Here is a 24089-nt window from a genome sequence, read left to right as displayed (position 1 = left end):
TCGCCGTAGAATTTGTTTTAAATATACAACAAAGGTTTCATTTTCGACGAATAGTTGGTCTGGCGATAAATACCATTCATCGATAGCAATTTTCAAATCATCGAAATGCATTGTAATAAGAGGTCAATTCATATTAATTTCGGAATGAACCCCTAATTAATATAGTATGAAAATCGGAATCATTGTTCCTTGCTATAACGAAGAAAAAAATTTAAATAAAACTGCTTTTCTAAATCTTATACATCAAGAAAATGAATTTCACATATGTTTTGTGAACTACGGAAGTAAAGACAATACTATTTTGATTTTAAAAGAAATTCAATTTTCTAACCCTGCCAAAGTAAGCGTAGTCGACATGAAAAAAAACTCAGGTAAGGCTACTGCCGTTAAGGCAGGTGCTCGTTATCTTCATAGCAGAGGAGATATAAAACATGTACGTTTTCTTGATGCCGATTTATCAACAAATTTTAGCGATTTTGATGGTTTTTTAAAGGTGATAAAAGAAAACGCAAGATTAGGTACGATCTTCGATTCTAACACCAAAAATCCTTTATTGTCAATAGTCATCTATTTATTTCTACTCTTTTAATAAAATATGTTTCGATCAGTGAAGTACCCTTAGAAAGATGACCTCTTATTAAATGAAGTGGTTTATCAAACTTTAATTACATATGTATATTTTTTTATCGGCATCATATATAGAATTAGGACACCAATTATCTAATCGTACAATATGAGCTATTTGATTGATTTTTTCTTTCGCATTAAAAAGATAATTGAGGGCCTCGGTATTTGATGAATACCTACCCATACATGTTCTATAAGCGTTATTACGATACCAAATACTCACATTGCTAAAACCATTTTTTTCGGCTTTCGATTTTTCAAAACTTGCTCCTTCCATATTCGAGTCTCCACCGGCAACTATTGTCCAAACGACATTTTTATTAGGTTGCGGCAACCCTGATTTACTGGTATTATCAATTATAGAATCAGCTTTAATAAATTTTTCTGTTTCTTGTGCAATTAGTCTTTCCTTTCTGTAACGAGCAATTTTAGTGGAATCAATGGATAACAATCCATTTTCTTGCAATGCGACAAGTCTATTCGAGAATTCTTCATACGTTTCAGAATCTGTTACTTTTAGTAATAAAGAAGATTGAAATTTCTTATCTTCCAAAGAATGTTCTGTACTACTTTCAAAGTAATTTAAAGTAATCCCTGTGATTATAGTTATTAATCCGCCAATAACAGAAATAATAAGTGGAGTAGAGAATTTTTTTCTTTTAAGTTCTAAAAGTCTTAAATCTAACTCTCTTTTTTTCAGTTCTAATTCCTCAAGTTTTATCTTTTGCTCAAGTTCAAATTTTTTTATATCAAGTTCTTCAGTTGTCATATCCCTGAAATGAATTAATCATTATTTATATAAAGCTCATCAAGGAGGTTTCTAACACCTTGATATTACATTAATTTAACTCTACAATTTATACTTTGTAAGGCGTTCATTTTTTCACAAATCGATATGCACCAGAAGAAATGTCTTTAAACAGATCTTCTTAATAACACTACTACGTATATAACTATGTATTGATTTGCACATGGATTTTTGTGAGGCTTCTATTCATAGATGCTCATCCAAACGTCTTTGTGGGGTATATTTACTAGTTTAAAGATAAACTTAAAAATATTCTAATAAAAAATATTTACTTAGAATTATTAACGCTTAGGGGAGGAATATTTAAAAACTAAAGTTGATCCTTTACCGTCTCAACTTTCTAGAAAACATGATTGAATCCACCTAAAAGAAATTGGAAGCCAATTTTCGTTTCTATTTTTAATAAACACTTGTTGATTTTTTGAATACACTCGAATCGTCTTAATTGGTGTTTGATGATGGTTTGTATCCCTTTTCATTAGTCCAATTGTTTTTTATAGCGATTACGCCCCATATTGAATATCCCCAATTTTATTCCGATTTCAGTAGTAAAACCATTTATACGATTTATAGGGCTGTCGACTAACTCTATCTCGCTAGAGAATCGATACTTAACACCAGCTTCTATTTGTACATATCTCGAAATATTAAAAAGAGCGCTCACCCCAGGTTCTAATACAAAAATTGCATCCAAATCATCATCATCTACATCAAAATCTTCTTCGCTCTTCACAATATCTCGATCAACATAACCTACTGCTCCACCTCCTATAAAGATCGGAAAAGAAAGACTTACTCTAGATTTACCAAAAAAAATCGGTTCCAAATGAAACCCCGCATAGCCAGCAAATAAATCATCGTTGTCCCTAGACCTAGGGTTATAAATATTTTGTCGTGAATATAATCCTTTGGCCAAGAAACCCACTTCGAATTGTTGATTGGCAACATATGCAACTTTAAAACCAGTGACATAGGTATCTTCTCCTTCAATTTCACCATACCCAAGTGTGAATCCTACATATACTCCATGAACAACATTTCTACGGTCATTAAAAGTAATATAGTTTCCTTCGTTATCTTGAGCATAACTACTTAGTGCAAATATTGATAGTAATAAAAGTATAATCGCTTTTTGATTGTTCATTTTGTAGGTTTTATTGGTTTTGTTGATGATTATAATTTTTGTAGATGTATTGCTTTAATTTTTAATCGTTTAGTGTCACTATTCCTTTAGTTCCTAGAATAGATATAAGCCCCTGTTGCTTCTTACCATACGTAGCTTCAATTTCACGGAGTTTTTTTGCTTTGTTAAGCATGGTAGAATTAACATTTTCAAACGACTTCGGTAGTCGAACTACACCTTGCTCTAATTTGGCTATAAAACGGTGTGAAAAATTGGCGACTGTAAGATTGATATCCGAAGATTCTTGTTCTATTTCAATTTTTGCTTCTGAACTTAAAATTTGTTTTATACGGAAATCGGCTATTTTCATACTCAAATTCACATCTTCAATCAAGCGATTTAAATTTAAAGTGGTAAACTTTAAACTCCCGTAAATTGTTCCTGCTTCTTCTAATATGATATCATCTTTATTCGAAAAAATTTCTAAGGAGTTTACCATATTGATTTTGATATCAGTTCCATTACTACTTAGGTGTAGACTTTGCGAGTTTTTCATATCAAGTTCACCATTCTTTAGTGTAAGGTTGGCATAGTTCAAATCATTAGCTCTAACCTTTCCAAATTTTAATTTGATATCTGCTTTATCCAAATCTTCTCCCAACCAAAGATCACCGTGTTCTATAACAATATTAAGTGGGCCACTCCAATCTTCAATAAACACATCACCAAAGCGATTTGTTACCTGAAGCTTAGCTTTTTTAGGTAAAAACACTTCATAATCTATCTTTACATAACTTCGATCAAAATCAATAGGATTATTACGATTAAAAAAATCGGCAAACCAGCCGGTATTCTTATTTGCAATTTCAGAAACAATAGAAACGTACCCACTTGTTGATTGAATTTCAGGATTTATACGGCTCAATAAATCTTTGGCACTTTCTTTTTTTCGATGATTTACTTTAATCTGAATAGTAACCGCTACTTTCTCTTGGTCCCATCCAGTCAACGTTACATTACCATACTTATTTTCTAAATTTAGTTCACCTCCATTAGTTAGGGGGAAAGTTTTTTGAACGGTCTTAGACATCCCTTCCTGAGCAATACTAACCGTTACCAAAAACAAAGACAAGGTCATTAACAAGACCAATTTATAAGGTATATCCATAAGTATCATCAAGTTTTTTCGAATCATTTATCTTTTGCAATAAATTGGTAATGAGATCAATGCGCTTTTGGTAATTAGCTACAATAGCTTCTAGCACTTGCTCATTGTCTAAATTCTTATGCATTTCTAAACGAAGAGTTTCGTATTCGGTATCAAGTTCGTCCATAAAGGACAAAAATTCTGTTTTATCTTCTTTAGAGAGATTAGGGTTTTTCTGAACTAGTTCAACTTGGTAAGCAAGTAGATCTTTATAGTGCATATTTATCTCCTGTAGCTCCTTGGATACGAATTGCTCTTTTGGAGTACCACTTTTATAAATAGAAAAGCCAATAAAACCACCTATACTTAGTAATAGAACTACAAAGCAAGCTATACGTAGTGTAGACCAAACCCAAAGAGGAATTACTTTTGTTTCTTTTGATTCTTCCTTTTGAAGTTCTGTAGAGATATGTGCCCATAATTTGGCACGATCTGCTTTGTGTTCATCAAACTCAGCAGCATTCTCTCGAATATGTTTTTCGAAATTATCCATTACATTGCGTTTATAATTGTCAATAATTTTTTCTTTGCTCTGTGGTATTGTGATTTGGATGTACTGGTCGATATCCCCAATATTTCTCCAATTTCTACATGATCATATCCTTCAATTAGGTATAAATTAATAATCTGCTGATACCCATCGGGCAATTTTGCAATACCCCATTGTACCTTTTTTACATCTACGGTTTCAGTTGCTTCTAAAGGTTCTTCATCTGTAAGATAAAACTCATGTGTTTCCATTGAGACTAAAGGTATTTTTTTAGCCTTAAGGCGATTAATACTCTTATTGATGACGATTCGTTTTAGCCAAGCACCAAAACTACTATCATACTTAAAATTGTTTAGATTTTTAAACGCATCTACAAAGCTGTCTTGCACAATATCTTCAGCTTCTTCCTTATTACCCAAAAACCGAAGCCCAACATTATACATAGCATCTACATATAGGCCATACAGTTCAAATTGTGAACTGGTATTACCGGTCTTACATTTCTCAACCAGCATTTTATGCGTAAAACGGATGTCGGTTTTCAAAGGTTTAGGTAGATGTCTTGTATGCAAAAGACAAAGTAAAAAATAAAGGGTTGCATTTCTAGATAAAAACTTTGAAAAATATTAATAGATGCAACCCTTTATTTTTTGGTTTGTCCATAGTTATGAAAATTTTATACAACTTTTAAAAATCAAAAAATGAACAATCAATCGTACCTAAGCCCAACAATCAAAATCAACCTATGGTTGCTGTGGCTATTCTTTTTAAGTTACTCGATGGCAGTTGCTCAAACCAATCATACCATTAGTGGTATTATTACCGATAGTAGTAATGGTGAAACTATCTTTGGTGCTTCTGTATTCCTTACAGGCACTACAATTGGTGGAATTACTAATGAATATGGATTTTATTCTATTACCGCTCCTTCAGGAGAGTATACCTTAAATATTTCATATATGGGGTATAGTGATATTAATGTTAAAATCAACTTGAACCAGAATACTAGACATGATGTAGAGATTGCTGAATTGTCTGCAGAACTTGATGAAGTTATTGTTACCACAGAAAGAACAGAACGAGCTATTCTTCGAAAACCACAGATGAGTGTTGCCAAGATGAACATTGGAACAGTGAAACAAATGCCAGTTGTTTTGGGTGAAGTGGATGTGCTGAAATCCCTTCAAATGCTACCAGGGGTAACGAACAATGGTGAAGGTACAGGGGGTTTCCATGTAAGAGGAGGAGCACAGGATCAAAATTTAGTACTACTTGATGAAGCTGTAATTTATAACACTTCACATATGTTTGGCTTTTTTTCGGTGTTTAACGCAGATGCTATCAAAGATGTAAAACTATACAAAGGGGGTATCCCTGCTCGTTTTGGAGGGAGGGTTTCTTCGGTGTTGGATATACGTCAAAAAGACGGAAATCGTAAAAACTTTGGATTAACTGGCGGAATCGGTTTGATTTCTAGCCGATTAACTGCCGAAGGCCCTGTTTTTGGGGATAAAGGTTCTTTTTTGATTGCAGGCCGACGATCATATGTTGACTTGATACTTAAAGCGGCTGGAGAAAAAAATAGTGTCTCCTTTTACGATCTAAACCTAAAGACTAATTACAACATCAATAAAAATAACAAGATCTTTTTAAGCGGTTATTTTGGTAGAGATGCCTTTAAACTAGGAAATAGTTTTGATAGCAGTTATGGCAACACATCAGGCAATATACGCTGGAATCATATTTTTAACGATCGTTTATTCTCAAATCTTTCCGCAATCTGGAGTCGTTATGATTATGATTTAGAATTCGCTCAAGATGAGTTTGAGTGGGTATCTTCAATAACCAATTATAATCTTAAGTATGACTTTAAATACTATCTAAATGATGCGTTAACTTTAGATTTTGGAGCTAATGGGCTTTACTACGATTTTGATCCCGGGCAAATAAAACCTACTGCCGAAACCTCGCCAATAAACGCATTGTCTTTGGATCAGAAACGAGCTTTCGAGGGGGGATTATATCTCAATACAGAATATAAACTTACAGACAGATTAACCACACAATTTGGCTTGAGATATAGTGTTTTTTCTCGTTTAGGAGAGCAACCTATTGCCGAATATGCAAATGGCCAACCTGTAGTATACAATTCAACTTTGGATATTTACCAACGAGGAGAAGAAGTGGGTGAGACCAATCATACAAAAAGTGATGTTATCAAGACTTTTGGAAATTTTGAGCCTCGTTTGTCGTTGGCCTATTTGTTAAATGAAGATTCCTCAATTAAAGCTGGATTTTCAAGAACGGCACAATATATTCATTTGTTATCAAATACATCATCGGTTACTCCTTTGGATGTTTGGACACCCAGTGGACCTTTTATTAAACCTCAACTTTCTAATCAGTATGCCTTAGGATATTTCCGGAATTTTTTAGATAAGACCTATTCATTAGAAGTTGAGACATACTACAAAACTGTAAGCAATCGAATCGATTATATAGATGGATCAGAATTGATTGGTCAAAACAACATTGAAACAGAAATTTTGAATGGAGAGATGCGTGCCTACGGTCTGGAACTTTTACTTCGTAAAAACAAAGGTAATTTAAAAGGATGGATAGCATATACACTTTCTAAATCCGAGCAGCGTACTCCAGGAGGAAATGCAGGAGGTCCTGGCATCAATAATGGCGCGTGGTACAATGCGGTTTTTGACAGAACTCATGATATTTCTATTTCAGGTACATATCGATTCGATGATCAATGGAGTTTTGGGGCAAATATGGTGTTTCAAACAGGTAGACCTGTAACATATCCCAACGGGCAGTATGAATACGAAGATTTGTCTATTGCTAGTTATGCTCCAAGAAACTCAGATCGATTACCCGCATATCATAGAATGGACGTTTCTTTAAATTATAAACCAAAGAAATACAAAAACAAGCGTTTTAAAGGAGAATGGGTACTAAGTGTATATAATCTTTATCATAGAAAAAATGCGGCTTCCATTTCTTTTGGACAAAACCTCGAAACTGGAGCTAACCAAGCTACTCGAACTGCCATTTTTGGTATTGTACCCTCATTAACTTACAACTTTACATTTTAAGCCATGAAAACATTAATAAAATACATTTTAGTACTTATAATTGCCTTTTTAACTTCTTGTGAAGATGTGATCGACATTGAAGTGCAAAAAGGTCCAGAACGACTGGTTATTGAAGCCTCTATCGATTGGGAAAAAGGAACTGCTGGAAACGAACAGACCATTCAATTACGGAAATCAACTCCATTTTTTGATACCAATAGTATCACTCAAGTTACAGGAGCCTCTGTGGCAATTACTAATAACACTAGTGGTGAAACATATATTTTTATTGATCAAAATAACGGAGCATACAGTACCGTCAATTTTGAACCAATTATTGGGCAATCGTATTCGCTTCGCGTTGATTATAATGGAGAGGTGTACACTGCAACAGAAACGATGACATCGGTTCCTGAGGTTACAAATATTTTTCAATCCAGAGAAGAAGGGTTTGATGAGGATGAGTTGGAAGTACATTTGGTTTTCACAGATCCTGCTCAAGAAGGAGACAATTACTTGTTTAAATTTCAACGAAGAGGAGATTTATTACCAGATTTGGAAGTAGCAGAAGACGAATTCGTAAATGGTAATGAAATCGATTGGTGGTACGAGATTGAAGAAGATGAGGATGAGAATCGGGTTCCGTTTGAACCTGGTGACATCGTAGACATTGAGCTGTTTGGTATTTCTAGACCATATTACGACTATATAAAGATTTTGATTTCGCAATTAGGAGGTGTAGGGCTTTTTGAAGCTACACCTGTCGCCGTAAAAGGTAATTGTATCAACGAAACAAATGCAGATAATTACGCTTTTGGATATTTCAGATTAACAGAAGTAGTCAAAATGAGTTACACTTTTCAAGAAGATTAGATTAGGTTTGTTTGATGTTCGGTGTCAAGTTTCTAGAGCTTGGCACCTTTTTTATTTATATAAATTTTTCTCTATGCTCAATAAATTCAACATCAACATCCCCTAGGAAATTGCAGTCATTGGGTTTAGTAATTCTAAACACTCCACTGTAATTGAGCCTAAACTTACCACAGTCGATCAACCTGGGAATACGATGGGAAAAACAGCAATAAAATACTTAATTGAAGAAATCGAAAATGACGACGCAAATGATATTACCATGAATAAAACAGTAGAGGTAAAAACCGAATTAATTGTTAGAGCATCAACTTTCAAGATTTTTTAAACATTACAATATAACTCAATACAGCAGGGTTCATGAAGGTTTAAACAAAACTACTATAGAATAAATCTTATTGTAGTAACAAAAACTCAAATTATTATTCACATTACATATTACTTTTTTTGTAATAAATTAACCATAGTTATGTCTTTAAAGATTAGTTAAGGATAATATAATACCATAAATAGGTAAAAATTAATTATTTAAACCAGGAAACAAGTGATAATTTTGTTAGAGAGCTTAGCTATATTTTCTACAATTTATTCATTTTTTATATCTAAACATTTTTTATGAATAGACGTTATTTATCTATTTTCCTGTTTCTAGTTGGAATATTTTATTTGAAAGCTCAAGAAGTTACAAAAGAAAACTATGACAGTGCTGTAAGTTTTATGTATGATAATTTCAATAATAAAACAGCTTTTAACCTATTCACAGATGTATACTGGTTTAAAGATAACTCGGGGATTTGGTTTATAAATCATCATACTAATGGTAAGTCCTATAAAACATTAACATTTAAAGAAAAAAAGATTGTTGATCTATTTGATCAAAAACAATTAGCAGAAGCTTTAAGCAATCTTACTCAAGAAAAGTTTAAAGCCAATAACTTATCACTTTCAAACATTGAAAAAAGGTCTGACACGTTAGAATTTTCAACTAAAAAAAAGCGTTATTGTTTAGATTTAAAAACGTATAATTTAAAACTTCAAGAAGAGAAAAACGAAGAAACAAACCCTAACGAGAGTAAATCGCCAGATGGTAAATGGATTGCCTACACCAAAGATTACAACCTTTATATTAAATCAACAACTACTGGAAAAGCATATCCGCTAAGTAATAAAGGAAAAAACGGTTATGAATATGCCTCATGGTATGGTTGGTATGATAAAATGGAAGGAGAAAACGGGGAACGTCCCAAGCGGTTTTATGTTGATTGGTCTAAAGATTCTAAATGGATTGCTACTAGTATTGTAGATACTAGAAATGCTGAAAAAATGTATTTACTTGATTGGAGTATAGACTCTTTATATAAACCAAAATTACTGTCGTACTACAGAGGTTCTCCCGGTGATACAACTATGGTAAGAATAACCCCTGTGTTTTATAATGTTGAGACTAAAAAAGAAGTAAAAACAAATTTACCGACAGGTACTCATATAAATTCTGTTAATGGAGATTGGATGAAGGAATCTGGTAAGTTTATTGCAAATTATGCAGAGAGAGGGTATTTAAAAGAGTTTACAAAATTGATTGATCTTAATTCTGGAAAAGAGCAAACATTAATCGAAGAGATCAGTGATACTGGAATAGATAATTTTACGTATAGAACTATAGAAGACAATCAAAAGTTAGTGTTTTTATCAGAGTTAAGTGGTTGGCGACAGATGTATCTTTTGGATTTAAAGAATAATGAAACTAAGCGGCTAACCAAAGGAAATTACTACATCAATTCTATTCAACATATTGATGAAAAAAAAGAGATCATTTACTTTTTGGCTTCCGGAAAGGAAGAAGGAAACAATCCCTATCATCAACAGTTATATAAAGTAGATTTTAAAGGAAATGTTTCACTTTTAACGCCCGAAAAGACTCATCACATTGTTAATTTCTCAAAAGATGGGAACTACTTTGTAGACAACTATTCGACCATTCAAACTCCTACAAAAACAGTTTTAAGAAATGCTAAAAATGGGCAAGTAATTGTTCAATTAACTCAAGCAGATATTTCCAACGCCATAGGCAAAGGATATCAAGTACCAGAAACATTTAGCTTAACAGCAAAGGATTATAAAACGACTATCTATGGAGCTTTTTGGAAGCCCACATTTTTCGATGCTTCTAAAAAATATCCAATTATAGATGCTACTTATACTGGCCCCCATACTCAGCGTTTCCCTAAATCTTTTGAAAGTGTTTTTAACGAACAATCATTAGCCGAATTAGGATTTATTGTGATCAGAATTGATGGATTAGGAACTTCTGGGCGTTCAAAAAAATTTCATGATCACTCGTATAAAAACATGGGAAATAATTTGGAAGATCATGTTTTGGCAATAAAACACTTGGCAAATATTCATTCGTTTATTGATATAAACAAAGTTGGAGTTTTTGGTCATTCTGCCGGTGGTTTTGATACAGGAAGAGCACTATTAACTTTCCCAGATTTTTATAAAGTAGGTGTAGCAAGTTCTGCAGATCATGACTTTAGGATGGAAAAAGCATGGTGGCCAGAAATGTATCAAGGTTGGCCTATTGATTCAACCTATCATAACGTATCAAATATTACAAATGCCAAAAATCTTAAAGGAAAATTACTGATTACACATGGTGGTATTGATGAAAATGTTAATCCATCTGCTACTTTCAAACTAGCTGAGGCTTTAATAAAAGCCGATAAGGATTTTGATTTATTGATTTTACCAAGTCAGCGTCATGGATATCAAGATATCCATAGAAAATATTTTATTAAAAAACGATGGAATTATTTTGTAAAACATTTATTAGGTGCTGAAACTATCTGGGATTTCAGATGGGAATGAAACGTATTACCCATAGTATAAACAATAGATAAATATATCGGCTTTAACGTAAACATTTTTTAATCGCAAGTTTTATTAATGATAACAGAAAGAATAGGCAATCTAAGGGCATATATGCATTCAAAAAGAATACATGCTTTTATTATCCCTTCTACCGATCCACATCAATCCGAATATGTTGCTGATCATTGGAAACTTCGAGCATATTTTTCTGGTTTTACGGGTTCTGCAGGAATATTGGTTGTTACCAAAGATATAGCCGCCTTATGGACAGATTCTCGCTATTTTTTGCAAGTTGAAGAAGAATGTAAAAACAATGAAGTAACACTCTACAAGCAATCTATTCCTCATGCTCCCGAACATATAGAATGGATATGCAATATATTGGATGAACATTCTAGTATTGGGCTTGATTATCGCCAATTTTCAAAAGCGCAAATCGACTATATCCAAGGTTTTACTAGATTAAAAAATATAGAACTTCAAAATCTCCCACATTTTGCTAAAGAAATTTGGACCAACAGGCCAGATGTACCAAATCATTCAATAACCATACACCCAATAGAGTTTAGCGGTGAATCAACAGCTTCAAAACTTAAAAAAGTAAAAGAAAAAATCAAAAACCAACAAGCAGATTTTTATTTTTTTTCTTCTTTGGATGAAATCGCTTGGTTATTTAACATGCGCTCCAAAGATGTTGATTTCACACCTTTAGTAACGGCTTATGCTTTAGTAGGAAAAAAAACTTCGATTTTATTTTGCGATAAACATCGATTCTCTGCTTCTGCAATCTCAATGTTTCAAGAGTTAAATATTTCTATACATGATTATGATAGCATTGCTGCAATGCTACCATCTTTAACTCAAAATAAAATAATAATTACAGACGCATCTTCTTTAAATTATGCAACTTTTGAAGCTGTTCGTGGAACGTTTGTTTTTGAAAACTCATTAGCGAAAGAACTAAAAGCCATTAAAAATACTATTGAGGTTGAAGGGGTAAAGAAATGTATGTTAAAGGATGGCGTAGCCTTAACGAAATTTTTTATCTGGTTAGAAAAAGAATTAGAAAAAAGAGCAATTTCTGAATATGAAATTGGTAAAAAACTTGAAGGTTTTAGGCAACAGCGAGAACATTATATAGGAGAATCTTTTGCAGCTATTGTTGGATACAAAGGTAATGGTGCTATTATCCATTATACAGCGCCCAAGGAAGATTCAACAATGGTTTCAAATGAAGGTATATTATTAGTTGATAGTGGTGCGCAATACAAAGATGGCACTACAGATATTACCAGAACTGTTTGGTTGGGTGGGACGCCTTCAGAAGAACTAAAGAGAGCATATACTTCAGTTTTGAAAGGCTACATAGAACTAGAACAATTACAATTTCCGGAAGGAACCGCAGGTGTGCAAATTGACGCTTTTGCTAGAGCTTATTTATGGAAAAACGGGCTTGATTATCCACATGGTACCGGTCATGGAATCGGAAGTTTTGGGATGGTTCATGAACCTGACCAAGGGTTTGCAACTACAGCAACTACCAAAAGAGGAACAACACCACATCTAGCAAATCAATTGACAACGATAGAACCAGGATGTTACGTGGCTAAAGAATTTGGAATTAGAATTGAAAATGTAGTACTTTCTAGAATCATTAACAAAACCAAATTTGGTGTGTTTTTGAGCTTTGAACCATTAACGCTATGTTATATAGATACAAATCTTATCGATTTTGAATTATTAACCAAAAATGACATTAACTGGTTAAACAACTATCACAAACATGTAATAGAATTGCTCGGTCCATTATTAAATAAAGAAGAATTAAAATGGCTTAAAAATAAATGTAAGATGACTCATTAATTGCACTCATATTCTAATCGATTGATAGATAACTAGACATATAGAAGTCTGTATTTTTAAAAAATGAATATAGTTACTCAAATATCTGCTGATTTTATCGAAGAACAAACCGTTTTTTCAGAATTAATTTCAGAATTAAAAACGGGATTTTCTTCAAAGGAAGTTATTATTCCTATGCGACAGCATTACGATTTTCCAAATCCTGAAGTTAATGCAGATTCTACCCTGTTGTTAATGCCTGCATGGAATCCTAGTAAAAATGCAGGTGTAAAAATGGTAACAGTAAGTCCTAAAAATGCACAATTTAATCTACCATCTATTCAAGGTATTTACATTTATTTTGATGCTGTAAAAGGCACTTTAAAAGCCATACTAGAAGCCAAAAGTTTAACTGTAAAACGAACGGCTGCGGCTTCTGCGCTTGCCTCTTCTTTTTTGTCTAAACCAGATGCCTCATCATTATTAATGATCGGTACTGGGGCTCTCTCAACAAATCTTATTAAGGCTCACTCCAGTGTTAGACCCATCAAAAAAGTATATGTATGGGGGCGCACTTTCGAGAAAGCAAGAGCCATTGCATCACTACTAAAAGATGAAGATTTTTCTGTTTCAGCGATAAAAACCATTGAAGAAAAAATAAGTGAAGTTGCTATTGTTTCTTGTGCTACCTTATCAAAATCGCCTTTGGTATTAGGTAAGTATTTGAAAGCAGGACAACACATTGATTTAGTTGGGAGCTACAAAAAGGATATGCGCGAGACCGATGATGAAGCCATTATTAAAGCTTCTGTTTTTTTAGATACCTTTCAAAGTGGGTTAAAAGAAAGTGGAGATATTGTTATTCCTCTTCGAAACGGAATATTAAAGGAAGAAGATATTAAAGCCGATTTGTTCGAACTATGTTCTGGCAAAGTACAAGGAAGGCAGTCTAATGATGAAATCACACTTTTTAAATCGGTAGGGCATGCACTGGAGGATTTAATTGCTGCCAATTATTATTATAAACGATACCATAACAACAATGAATAACACCTATAAAAACATATTATCTAAAACAGAATTCTCATCACCTGAAAATTGGTTGCAGATCAAGACTATTGATATGCATACGGGTGGTGAGCCTTTACGTGTTATTGTTGATGGGTTTCCTAAATTAAAGGGAAATTCAGTCCTAGAGTATCGCAGATATTGTAAAAAACATTACGATCACTTGCGTACAACTTTAATGTTTGAACCCCGAGGGCATGCAGATATGTATGGTTGTATTTTAACACCTCCAAATAATGAAGAAGGTGATTTTGGGATTTTATTTCTACACAATGAAGGCTATTCTACTATGTGTGGTCACGCTATTATTGCTATATCAACACTCGCTGTAGAAATGCAATGGATCGAGGTACAAGAAGGTGATAATGTCTTAAAAATTGATGCACCTTGTGGAAGAATTACTTCATACACCAATGTGAAAAATGATAAAGTTACTGGTGTGCGTTTTCACTGTGTACCCAGTTTTGTTATTGGATTAGACAGAATAGTTGATGTTCCTGGTTTAGGAAAAGTGACTTATGATTTAGCTTATGGAGGTGCGTTTTATGCCTATGTAGATATGGCTAAAAACAATTTTAATTTTGATTTAAGTCCAGAATCTTATAAGGAATTAATCATCAAAGGAATGGATATTAAACATGCTGTAATGCAAGCAGACAAAGAAATTTTGCATCCTTTTGAAGAGGATTTAAGTTTTCTTTACGGAACGATTTTTATTGATAATAAGAAACAATCATCAGGAAACGACAGTAAAAATGTATGCGTTTTTGCCGAAGGCGAAATAGATCGTTGCCCTACAGGTTCTGGTGTTTCAGGACGCATGGCCATTCATAAAGTTCGAGGCGAAATCGATTATGGTAATACAATGACTATTGAAAGTATTACAGGTTCGGTATTTAAAGGTTCGGTAATTTCTGAAGAAGATTATGGTTCTTTTGAAGCCGTAATCCCTCAAGTTGAAGGTACCGCATATATCACAGGAACGCAAACTTTTGTAATTGATCCTAACGACCCAATGAAAAATGGGTTTATATTAAGATGAAAAAATTAATTTACGTAATCATCATTGTTTTACTTTTTAGTTGTACACAAAAAGAACTACAGCAAATACAAAGGTTTGAAGCACTTTCTTACACTAAAAACATTCTCAATTATAAAATCATCCCAAAACATAAGTTTGACAAAGATGGTTTAATGTTTTCTGACCAAGGCGCGTGGTTTGCCTATAGCTTTCCAGATTCAACCAACCTAACAGGTTTTACAGGTCCTTTTTTACTCACGCAACAAAATGGAATTTGGGCAAGTAAGGCCTTGACCGAATTATCAATTACAGATATCGAATGGAAATCACATAAAACAGCAAGTTACAACAGTCATTTAGAACAAATCTTCACCTCAGATGCGCTTCAACTTACCCAGCAATTGATTTTTGCATCTGGACATACTGCACATATTCAATCTGAAATTAAAAACACTTCAAGCCGAACTATTTCTATAAAATATCAATGGAAAAACAAGCCCGTTTTTGCTGATAGTTTAAACCTTAAAGCAGAAGGCAATAGCATCAAAATTACGTCAGTAAAAACTCCAGCCATAGGATATTTACAGTTTTTTGATATCGTTGAAAATTGTCAAAACAATAGTTATAATACTGAGCCTAGAACCATCACTTTACAACCAGAAGAAGTCATAAAACTTCAAACATCCCAAAGCTTTATTTTTCCTGAATATTCGTGGAAAAATGAACTTAAAAAGATTAAAAACACAAATTTTGACTCGCTTTTAATCCAAAGAAAAATAGAGAAAGACCAGCAATTACAGGCATTATTTACGAATGCAAAGTCTCAATTTGAGGATACCATATATAAGGAAACTTTGGCGAAAGCGCATCTCACCTTACAAAACAACTGGCGCATTCCTGCTGGCGAAATTAAACACGATGGCTTATTTCCTAGTTATCATTACAAGTGGTTCAACGGATTTTGGTCTTGGGATTCTTGGAAACATAGTGTAGGGCTCTCATTTTATAACACCGATTTAGCTAAAAAACAAATTAAACTCATGTTCGAGTTTCAAAATAATGATGGTTTTGTTGCTGATGTCGTCTATCGAGATACTACGATTGAAGCGCATAATTACCGAGATACAAAACCTCCATTATCAGCTTGGGCAGTTACTAAGGTTTTTGAAAAAGATAATGATTTAGAGTTTATAAAATACATGTATCCCAAACTTAAAAAATATCATTATTGGTGGTATAACAAACGTGATCACGATAAAGATGGTATTTGTGAATATGGCTCAACAGATGGTAGTTTAATTGCCGCAAAATGGGAAAGTGGTATGGATAACGCCATACGGTTTGACAATTCTAAAATTGTAAAAAATAATGAAGGAGCCTATTCCTTATATCAAGAAAGTGTAGATCTAAATGCTTATCTCTATGCCGAAAAATTGTACCTCGCTCAATTAGCTAAAGCATTAGAAAGTGCTGATGCCGCAACCTATTTAAAAGAAGCAAAAGCTTTAAAGCACATTATCCAAACACAATTTTTCAGTATTGAAGATGGGTGGTTTTATGATACTTCTTTAGACGGAAAAACCTTTATCAAAGGAGAAGGTAGTGAAGGTTGGACGGCGCTTTGGGCTAAAGTAGCTACCCAAGATCAAGCAGAAAAAGTAAAGAATCGAATGATGAATCCAAATAAGTTTTATACCAAAGTACCTTTTCAAACCATGAGTGCAGATCATGAAAAATTTGCTCCGTTAAAAGGCTATTGGCGAGGACCAAACTGGCTAGATCAAGCTTATTTTGGCGTTAAGGGATTGCGAAATTATGGATTTAATGATGAAGCTAATAAAGCTACAATCCAAATATTAAAAGGAGCTGAAGGCTTATTAGAAAAAGGGAAACCAATTCGTGAAAATTATCACCCGATTAGCGGACAAGGCTTACATGCCAAAAATTTTAGTTGGAGTGCTGCACATGTAATTATGTTATTGGTAGAAGATTAATTTCAAAATGAAAAAAAGATTTTATAGTTTCAAAAATCATCAATGATAAAAATGGAAATGTAGCTTCTTTATGAATCAAGAGGCTTTCTTTGATGCAGGGCATCAGATTTTTGGGTATAAAAAAACCAGTTGTTTTCACAACTGGTTTTCTTCGTAGCGGGAACAGGACTCGAACCTGTGACCTTCGGGTTATGAGCCCGACGAGCTGCCTACTGCTCTATCCCGCGCTATTGGACGGCAAATATACAACCATTTTTAATTTAAACAACACTATTTATATTAAAAAAGTAAAAAATAATACAAGTGACTTCAAATTAAGATGTTATATTCATTGTTCTATACTTATAGCTTCAAAACTTATAAGTTCCTGCTCTTCAAATCGTGAATGTAGCTCTATAGGATTACAGCATACCTCACAATCTTCGACATAAATTTGATATGTTACAGAAGGATCTAGTAGCATCGATATTTCTTCCCAACAGTATGGGCATTGAAAAAAATGTTCAAACATCGTGTATTATATAGTACAAGTTAGTAATATACCAAAAGTATATATAACTTAAAACTCAATATTAAGTAGCTGTCCTGTAAGTTGTAAAAGTTGCAGCTCGGCTATCTTAGCATCGTATTTTGCCGCGTTCTTATTCGTTTCGGCTAATATCAAATTAATTTGCGCCTGCCTGAACTCTATAGAGGTTATCTGACCTAATTTGAATCGTTCTTTTGATCGTTCAAAATTATTTTGATTAGTAAGTACATTTTGCCGTTGAATGGCGTATACACTCAGTCTGTTTTTATAATTACCTAATGCATTGGCCATATTTCTCTTTACATCCTGTTCTATTCTGTTTTTGGCAATTTCTTGATTGTCCAAAGCAATTTTTGCATTCTTAACTCTAGTAGCAGTTCCTCCTCCATCAAAAAGATTCCAGGTAAGATTTACTCCTGCAGAAAGTGTATACGTATCGGCTACATTACCAGGAAAAAAAGCCGATGGCGGGTTTCTGTTCTCATTCCACCCATAAGAACCTGTTAATCCAATCGTAGGCAAATATCCAGATTTACTTACTCTAATATCATACTCACTGATTCTGATATTACTTTGGTTTTGTAATAAAGTAACATTATTCTCTACAGATGAATCCATATACTCATCTAATAATAATTTTGGAATAAACTTAACAACGGTATCTGCTTCAAATTCATTTTCTAAATCATCTGCAAGAATTACATTTAAATCTCGCTTGGTATTAATTAGTTGTTGTTTTGCATTCAACAAATTAATACTATCATTAGCGACATCAACTTCTGCATTGAGTACATTAAGTTTAGTATTTTGCCCATAATCAAATTGATAATTAGATCTCGACACACGTTCTTGTGAGATCCTTAATGTTTCTTCAAGAATTCCGATATTTTCTGATAATCTTGCCACTTCGTAATACACAGTAAACAACTGCACGATCGTATTTTCTATCGTTTCTCTTGCTTGTAATTCGGTAAGATTATATTGCTCCTTGAGTCTTTTGTAATTATAAAACCTTCCTAAACCATCAAATAACGTGTAGTTAAGGTTTAATGATGCATTATATCGTTGTGTTTCTGCATCATCTATTTCAATATCTGCTCGTGGCGCTCCTGTATTAGGATCAATAGCACCTTGAAAACTCGTATTACTATTTGCCGATTGATAAGTTCCTCCGGCTGCAGCACTAAGCGTTGGTAAATATCCAGAATTAAGGATATTTTTATTGTTTTTGGATACTTCAATATTATTGGTTGCTACCAATATCCCGAAATTATTTTCTAACGTAAGCCTTATAGCTTCGGCTTTGGTTAATTTTTGGGCAGTTGCACTTACAGAAACTACTAACAAAAGTAACACTACTATAGCGGTAGACTTATACTTGTACTTCATGATGATGTTCTTCATGTTCATCTTTTTGCTCTATTATAGCTCGTTCTACTTCTTCTTTGGTTATTGCATTACCTGTAACTAACCACTTGGTTCCTACCTTTATCATATTACTAAATGATAAAAATAAAGGTAATACTAATAGTGTAAGAACAGTAGCAAAACCAATTCCGTAAGCAATAGCAATAGCCATGGGGATTAAAAATTTTGCTTGTCTACTTTCTTCAAAAATAAGAGGTGCTAATCCCGCAATAGTGGTTAGTGAGGTAAGAAAAATGGCTCTAAAACGAGATCTCCCTGCTTCATAAATGGCCTGATCAAAGGTAAGCCCTTCTCTAAGATTACTATTAAATTTACCTATTAAGACTAATCCATCATTAACCATGATCCCGATCAGAGCAATAATTCCTAATAATGATAATAGATTAATTGAAAAACCATGAGCCCAATGCCCAAAAGCTACTGCCGGCAAACTTAATGGGATTAATAATAATAGTAATAATGGTTGACTATAGCTTCTAAACGTAAATGCTATGGTTATATAAATCAAAACCAATACCGTAAGTCCTACTGGCCCCAATGACCCCAAAAATTTGCCCGCCTCACGATTTTGACCTTCGTAAGAAGGTGTAACCGTTGGGTATTTAGATAAGATCTCTGGCATGGTTACCGTACGGATTTCGGTAAGAATATCTGTCGAACTTGTAGTTTCTGGATTTTTAAGATCTGCAGAAATTTGTATTTCTCTTCGCCCATCTAAATGATTTACGGCAACGTCGCCTCGCTCTATACTATAATTGGCAATCTCGGTAAGAGGTATTTTTTCTCCAGATATCGTAGTGATGCGCATATCTTCTAGATCCGAAATCGAAGAACGATTATCTCTATCATACCTTACCCATACACGAATCTCATCTTGTCCTCTTTGAAAACGTTGTGCTTGAACTCCAAAGAAACCTGATCGCACTTGTCTCATCACATCGTTTAAGTTTAACCCCAACAAGTATGCGTTCTCTTTTAACTCTAATTTAATTTCTTTTATTCCGGCAGGGTCATTATCGGTAACGTCTTTTAATAACGCATTTCCAACTAGTGTTTCTTTTAATTCTTTTTTTGCAGCTTTTAATTCGGCTATATTATTACCCAATAAAGACACTGAAACCGGTCTTCCTCCAAAGTTACCGCCACTACCATACACCAAACTTTCTACTCCATTAACCTCTCCCATTTTTTGTCTAATAAGATTGGTTACCATAGATGCCGATACTATATCCGGGCGTTCCTCTCCTGGCAATAGATTTATCACCAACGCGGCTGACGAAGATCCTGGACCTCTATTACTAATTATATTTTTAAATAATTCTTTATCCTCATATATAGGATCTTGTAAATGCTCTTTGGTAAGTTGCTTATTAACCTCAATCGCTCTTAGTTCTATTAAAGAAATAATACTATCTGTTGTTTTTTCATTAGTACCATTTGGCATATTAAGCGTTATTCTTACCTGATCACTTGCAATCTGGGGGAAAATAGATGTACGAACAATACCTCCTCCAATACTACCAATAGTTAGGATCAGTAAAACAATAAATAATGAAAATGTAAACAGTTTATTTTGCAATGCAAATCGTAACATAGGGCTATAGACATTATCTCTTAGCCACCCCATGATATGATCACCAAACGTGTTGATATATCTTAATTTGGCAAAAACTGCTGCTATTCCTGTTTTGGTTTCTTTACCTTGTTTCTTTAACGCCTTAGAATGCGCCAAATGCGCAGGAAGAATAATCAATGCTTCTACTAGAGATACCGTAAGTGTAAGAATTACAATTACCGAAACTTCTCCAAAAAATTCGCCAATACGACCATCTAAAAACAAGAAAATACTAAAGGCTAATATAGTGGTGATAATTGCAGATATAATAGGCGGTATTACCTCCATAGTACCATCAATGGCTGCCTGTACCGGGGTCTTACCTTTTTCATAATGTTGATATATATTCTCGGCGATTACAATACCATCATCTACTAAAATCCCGATTACAATTATCATCCCAAACAAGGATAATACGTTAATAGTAACACCAAATTGTCCTGCAAAAACAAACATCCCCAAAAAAGCAATTGGCAATCCAAATGCTACCCAAAATGCTAAGCGGGTATTTAGGAATAAGGATAAAAAAAGTAAAACCAGAATCATCCCTATTATTGCATTTTCGGTAAGGAGCTCTGTTCGTTGCACCAAAGTAATAGATCGATCACTAATTACATTTAATTGAACATTGGTATACTTTTGATTAAAATCTTCTATATACTCCTTTACTTTTTCTGCCGAAGAGATCAAATCTTCGGTGTTTGTACTTGTTATTTGTACATCAACAGCAAGATTACCATTAAAATATGTTGCATTCGGTGTTTCAGAAAAACGATCTCGCAATACTGCAATATCTTTTAAGCGTATTGTTCGACCAGAAGGATCTGTTTTAACAATAAGATTAGATAATTCACGACCATAATACGACCGATTATTAGCTCGAATAAGATACTCTTCGGTATCTGTTTTGATTGTTCCTCCTGTTGTTAAAATATTAGCTTGACTAACGGCTTGAGCAACTTGATTGAAACTCAAATTATATGCTAATAAGCTATTTTCGTTTACGGCTATTTCAATTTCTTCTGCAGGGTATCCCGAAATATTAATTTGCGAAATCCCATCTATTCCTCTAAGGTCATTTTCTATTTGTCTGGCAATTTGTTTTAAGGTACCCAAAGGAATATCATTACCACTTACGGAAAAATTAATAGTAGGACGAATTGCTTCTTGTTTGGCTACTACCAAAGGCTCCATACCCGTTGGAAAAGAAGGAACACGATCTACAGCATTCTTTACCTCTAACAGCATAAAATCGATATCTTTTCCTTTTTCGATTTCTACGTTTATAGATCCGCTATTTTCTCTTGATGTCGATGTTACTCGATCCACACCATCTAATCCTTTTAGATTATCTTCTATTTTGAGAATAATCCCTTCTTCTACCTCTTGCGGAGAAGCTCCCGGATAGGTAACATTTATAGATACGTTTTTAGAATCTACCAGAGGGAAGAATGAAGATTTTAATGAAATTGCTCCAAAAACCCCAAAAATCAGGAAGGCAAGAACTATTACATTAACAGCTACATGATATTTGATAAAATATGCAATTATCTTTCTCATTATTGTGCTGCTTTACTATTAGACTTCTCTCTAACTTTAGTTTTCTTAGATCCATATACAGAAATGAGCATGCCAGCATAAGCACCAGGAACACTTTTTGACAAAATAATGGTCTGATCTGGAATCCCTTTGAGCACCACTTTTTTATCCGAAAAATATACTGGATTTACATTAATCATATCCAAAATACTATCTCTAACTACAAAGATTTGGTTTCCTTCTTGAAGCAAGCTTCTGTTAATCTCTATGGCATTTTCTTCGGATTTGGCATCTAGATTAGCTTCGAGATACATTCCTTCTCTAAGTGAAGGTTCTTTTATTTCTATAAAAGCGGTTATCGTTTGTGTAGATTGGTCTACTCTACCATTGATTCGAGTTACTACTCCTGTAAATGTCTTGGTATTATTTAAATCTGAGAGTTTTACTGATTTTCCGATCTCAAGTAAATCTCCATATTCTTTTCCAACGGCGACTTCCATCTCATATACATTGGTATTAATGTACTCTCCTAATTTTTGTCCTTGTCGTATCAAAGTACCTTCATTTACCAAAGCTTCAGTAAGTACTCCTTCAAATGGTGCAGATATGGTATATTTTGCCAGACGTTGTTCTAGATTTTTAACATTATAATATGTCGAATAGATATTTCTTCCGGTAATAAAATACTTTTCTTTTTCTGAGGTGGTTTCAGGCAGTGGTGGCGTAGTCTTATTCATATCTAAGGTATTTAAATAGACTTGCCATTTATCATAAATCTCAGGATAGTCTAATCGCAGATCGGGCATTATCGAAGTCACCAAATTATACAAATTACTTTTGGCCGATTGAACGCTAGCATAATACTCTGATGCATCAATCCTTATTAAAGTTTGACCTGTACTGTATTTTTGACCTGTTTTAAAAAGTTTAGATCCTCCTCTAAACACACCTTGCACCTCTGAGAACAATTCTAGTCGTCTTTTTGCGGTAAGAGTACCATTGGCAGCAATAATAATAGGCACAGTCCTATTTTGTACGGTATCCACAAAGACCGTTTTGATCACTTTGGCAGATCGAGGTTTAATTCTTTTTTTGCTATCTACAATTGTTTTAGCAAAAAAAAGAGCTACTGCTATTAACACTACTCCAAGTATAGAAAGTACTATTTTTCTCATACATTATTTTGTTTACGCCTTATTCTTATTTACAAAAAGCTGCACAAAACTATCAACAACCCAGTTAGGTTGCAGTTAAAGAACTCATAAAAATTAAAAGGTGAATTTTCGAAGAGATAAAAACAAAAAAAACACCTATTGAATAGGTGTTTTTAAAGGTCAAAAATTATGACTATTATTCTTCTGCTATCTCTGCAATTTTTGCTTTCACTTTTTTTAAAGCAGTGATTAAAACTTCTATTTCTTGATCATCCAAACTTTCTTGTACCATAGGAATCAAATCATACATTATAGGTCGCACTTTTGCTATAACCTCTTTACCATGATTTGTTAGAAAGATACGATTCACTCTTCGATCATTCTCATCACTTTTTCGAACCACAAGATTTTTACTTTCCATGGTATTCACTAATCTAGTCATTGAGGTTTTATCCCTGTGGGTAATAAAAGCTAGATCATTTTGTGGCTGTCCATCATCAACATATAATCTCTTCAAAACACTCCACTGCTCTTTGGATAAATCAATTCCGTTTTCCTCAAATGCCTTTTGCACCAAAAATCCAAAATCATAATGAATTTTACCCACCCAAGACAAAGCATGAGCATTTAAATCGATGACTTTTGTATCACTCATAGATATTTACTTTTAATTTTTCAGAGTACAAAAATATTCATAAAAATCTAGTTGCACCTGCAACTAAAGGCAAAAATATCGTAAAAGTAACATACCATTTTTTTAGTAATCGTAAAACAACCTCACCATTCTACAAGATTCTCATAAAAAACCTCGGACTAC

Annotated in this window: 19 protein-coding genes and 1 tRNA gene; 9 read left to right on the top strand and 11 right to left on the bottom strand. The window is 33.7% G+C overall.

From position 1 onward, the window contains the following. Positions 1-166: 166 nt before the first annotated feature. Positions 167-589, top strand: a complete 423-nt coding sequence (locus tag DK508_RS20115; RefSeq protein ID WP_109302568.1) for a glycosyltransferase — start codon at positions 167-169, stop codon at positions 587-589. 72 nt (positions 590-661) lie between these two features. Here DK508_RS20115 and DK508_RS20110 read toward each other — a convergent pair whose 3' ends face one another. The 5 genes from DK508_RS20110 to DK508_RS20090 form a co-directional block, all read right to left on the bottom strand. Continuing rightward, on the bottom strand, positions 662-1396 hold the full coding sequence (locus tag DK508_RS20110; RefSeq protein WP_109302567.1) for a hypothetical protein: 735 nt from the start codon (positions 1394-1396) through the stop codon (positions 662-664). A 517-nt stretch (positions 1397-1913) separates the two neighbouring features. Further along, complete coding sequence (locus DK508_RS20105; protein WP_109302566.1) at positions 1914-2579, bottom strand: hypothetical protein; 666 nt, start codon at positions 2577-2579, stop codon at positions 1914-1916. A gap of 61 nt (positions 2580-2640) precedes the next feature. Next, positions 2641-3726, bottom strand: coding sequence for a hypothetical protein (locus DK508_RS20100; protein ID WP_160114808.1), 1086 nt, complete (start codon positions 3724-3726; stop codon positions 2641-2643). Further along, a complete protein-coding gene (locus DK508_RS20095; RefSeq protein ID WP_109302564.1) occupies positions 3710-4258 on the bottom strand; it encodes a hypothetical protein in 549 nt (182 codons plus the stop codon). Before DK508_RS20095 ends, DK508_RS20100 begins: the two co-directional genes overlap by 17 nt. Further along, positions 4258-4800: an RNA polymerase sigma factor gene (locus DK508_RS20090; RefSeq protein WP_235016445.1), complete on the bottom strand. Its 543-nt coding sequence runs from the start codon at positions 4798-4800 to the stop codon at positions 4258-4260. The genes DK508_RS20095 and DK508_RS20090 overlap by 1 nt, the downstream gene beginning before the upstream one ends. Before the next feature lie 156 nt (positions 4801-4956). Between DK508_RS20090 and DK508_RS20085 the strand changes: the two genes are divergently transcribed. The 8 genes from DK508_RS20085 (at position 4957) to DK508_RS20050 (ending at position 17007) form a co-directional block, all read left to right on the top strand. Continuing rightward, on the top strand, positions 4957-7362 hold the full coding sequence (locus DK508_RS20085; protein ID WP_109302562.1) for a TonB-dependent receptor: 2406 nt from the start codon (positions 4957-4959) through the stop codon (positions 7360-7362). Positions 7363-7365: 3 nt separating this feature from the next. Beyond that, positions 7366-8214: a DUF4249 domain-containing protein gene (locus tag DK508_RS20080; RefSeq protein ID WP_109302561.1), complete on the top strand. Its 849-nt coding sequence runs from the start codon at positions 7366-7368 to the stop codon at positions 8212-8214. Between the two features lie 109 nt (positions 8215-8323). Beyond that, positions 8324-8539 carry a substrate-binding domain-containing protein gene (locus DK508_RS20075; protein WP_370443866.1) on the top strand — a complete coding sequence of 72 codons (216 nt, stop codon included), beginning with the start codon at positions 8324-8326 and terminating at the stop codon, positions 8537-8539. A gap of 287 nt (positions 8540-8826) precedes the next feature. Further along, on the top strand, positions 8827-11079 hold the full coding sequence (locus tag DK508_RS20070; RefSeq protein WP_109302560.1) for a prolyl oligopeptidase family serine peptidase: 2253 nt from the start codon (positions 8827-8829) through the stop codon (positions 11077-11079). Between the two features lie 78 nt (positions 11080-11157). Continuing rightward, positions 11158-12945: an aminopeptidase P family protein gene (locus tag DK508_RS20065; protein ID WP_109302559.1), complete on the top strand. Its 1788-nt coding sequence runs from the start codon at positions 11158-11160 to the stop codon at positions 12943-12945. Between the two features lie 63 nt (positions 12946-13008). Further along, positions 13009-13974: an ornithine cyclodeaminase family protein gene (locus tag DK508_RS20060; protein WP_109302558.1), complete on the top strand. Its 966-nt coding sequence runs from the start codon at positions 13009-13011 to the stop codon at positions 13972-13974. Then, entirely contained in the window at positions 13967-15034 is a 1068-nt protein-coding gene (locus DK508_RS20055) for a proline racemase family protein (RefSeq protein WP_109302557.1), read from the top strand. Before DK508_RS20060 ends, DK508_RS20055 begins: the two co-directional genes overlap by 8 nt. Then, complete coding sequence (locus tag DK508_RS20050; RefSeq protein WP_109302556.1) at positions 15031-17007, top strand: trehalase family glycosidase; 1977 nt, start codon at positions 15031-15033, stop codon at positions 17005-17007. Before DK508_RS20055 ends, DK508_RS20050 begins: the two co-directional genes overlap by 4 nt. Before the next feature lie 154 nt (positions 17008-17161). Here DK508_RS20050 and DK508_RS20045 read toward each other — a convergent pair. The 6 genes from DK508_RS20045 to DK508_RS20020 form a co-directional block, all read right to left on the bottom strand. Further along, a tRNA-Met gene (locus DK508_RS20045) sits at positions 17162-17234 on the bottom strand. A 101-nt stretch (positions 17235-17335) separates the two neighbouring features. Continuing rightward, on the bottom strand, positions 17336-17518 hold the full coding sequence (locus tag DK508_RS20040) for a CPXCG motif-containing cysteine-rich protein (protein ID WP_109302555.1): 183 nt from the start codon (positions 17516-17518) through the stop codon (positions 17336-17338). 48 nt (positions 17519-17566) lie between these two features. Beyond that, entirely contained in the window at positions 17567-18940 is a 1374-nt protein-coding gene (locus DK508_RS20035; protein WP_235016444.1) for a TolC family protein, read from the bottom strand. Next, entirely contained in the window at positions 18909-22139 is a 3231-nt protein-coding gene (locus DK508_RS20030) for an efflux RND transporter permease subunit (protein WP_109302553.1), read from the bottom strand. The genes DK508_RS20035 and DK508_RS20030 overlap by 32 nt, the downstream gene beginning before the upstream one ends. After that, on the bottom strand, positions 22139-23293 hold the full coding sequence (locus DK508_RS20025) for an efflux RND transporter periplasmic adaptor subunit (protein ID WP_109302552.1): 1155 nt from the start codon (positions 23291-23293) through the stop codon (positions 22139-22141). The genes DK508_RS20030 and DK508_RS20025 overlap by 1 nt, the downstream gene beginning before the upstream one ends. Before the next feature lie 175 nt (positions 23294-23468). Beyond that, positions 23469-23927 carry a MarR family winged helix-turn-helix transcriptional regulator gene (locus DK508_RS20020; protein WP_109302551.1) on the bottom strand — a complete coding sequence of 153 codons (459 nt, stop codon included), beginning with the start codon at positions 23925-23927 and terminating at the stop codon, positions 23469-23471. Positions 23928-24089 lie beyond the last annotated feature (162 nt).

Origin of the sequence: Aquimarina sp. AU474 (genome assembly GCF_900312815.1) — a bacterium.
GTDB lineage: Bacteria > Bacteroidota > Bacteroidia > Flavobacteriales > Flavobacteriaceae > Aquimarina.
The sequence above is the reverse complement of the archived record's forward strand: the minus strand, read 5'-3'. Positions and strand labels throughout refer to the sequence as shown.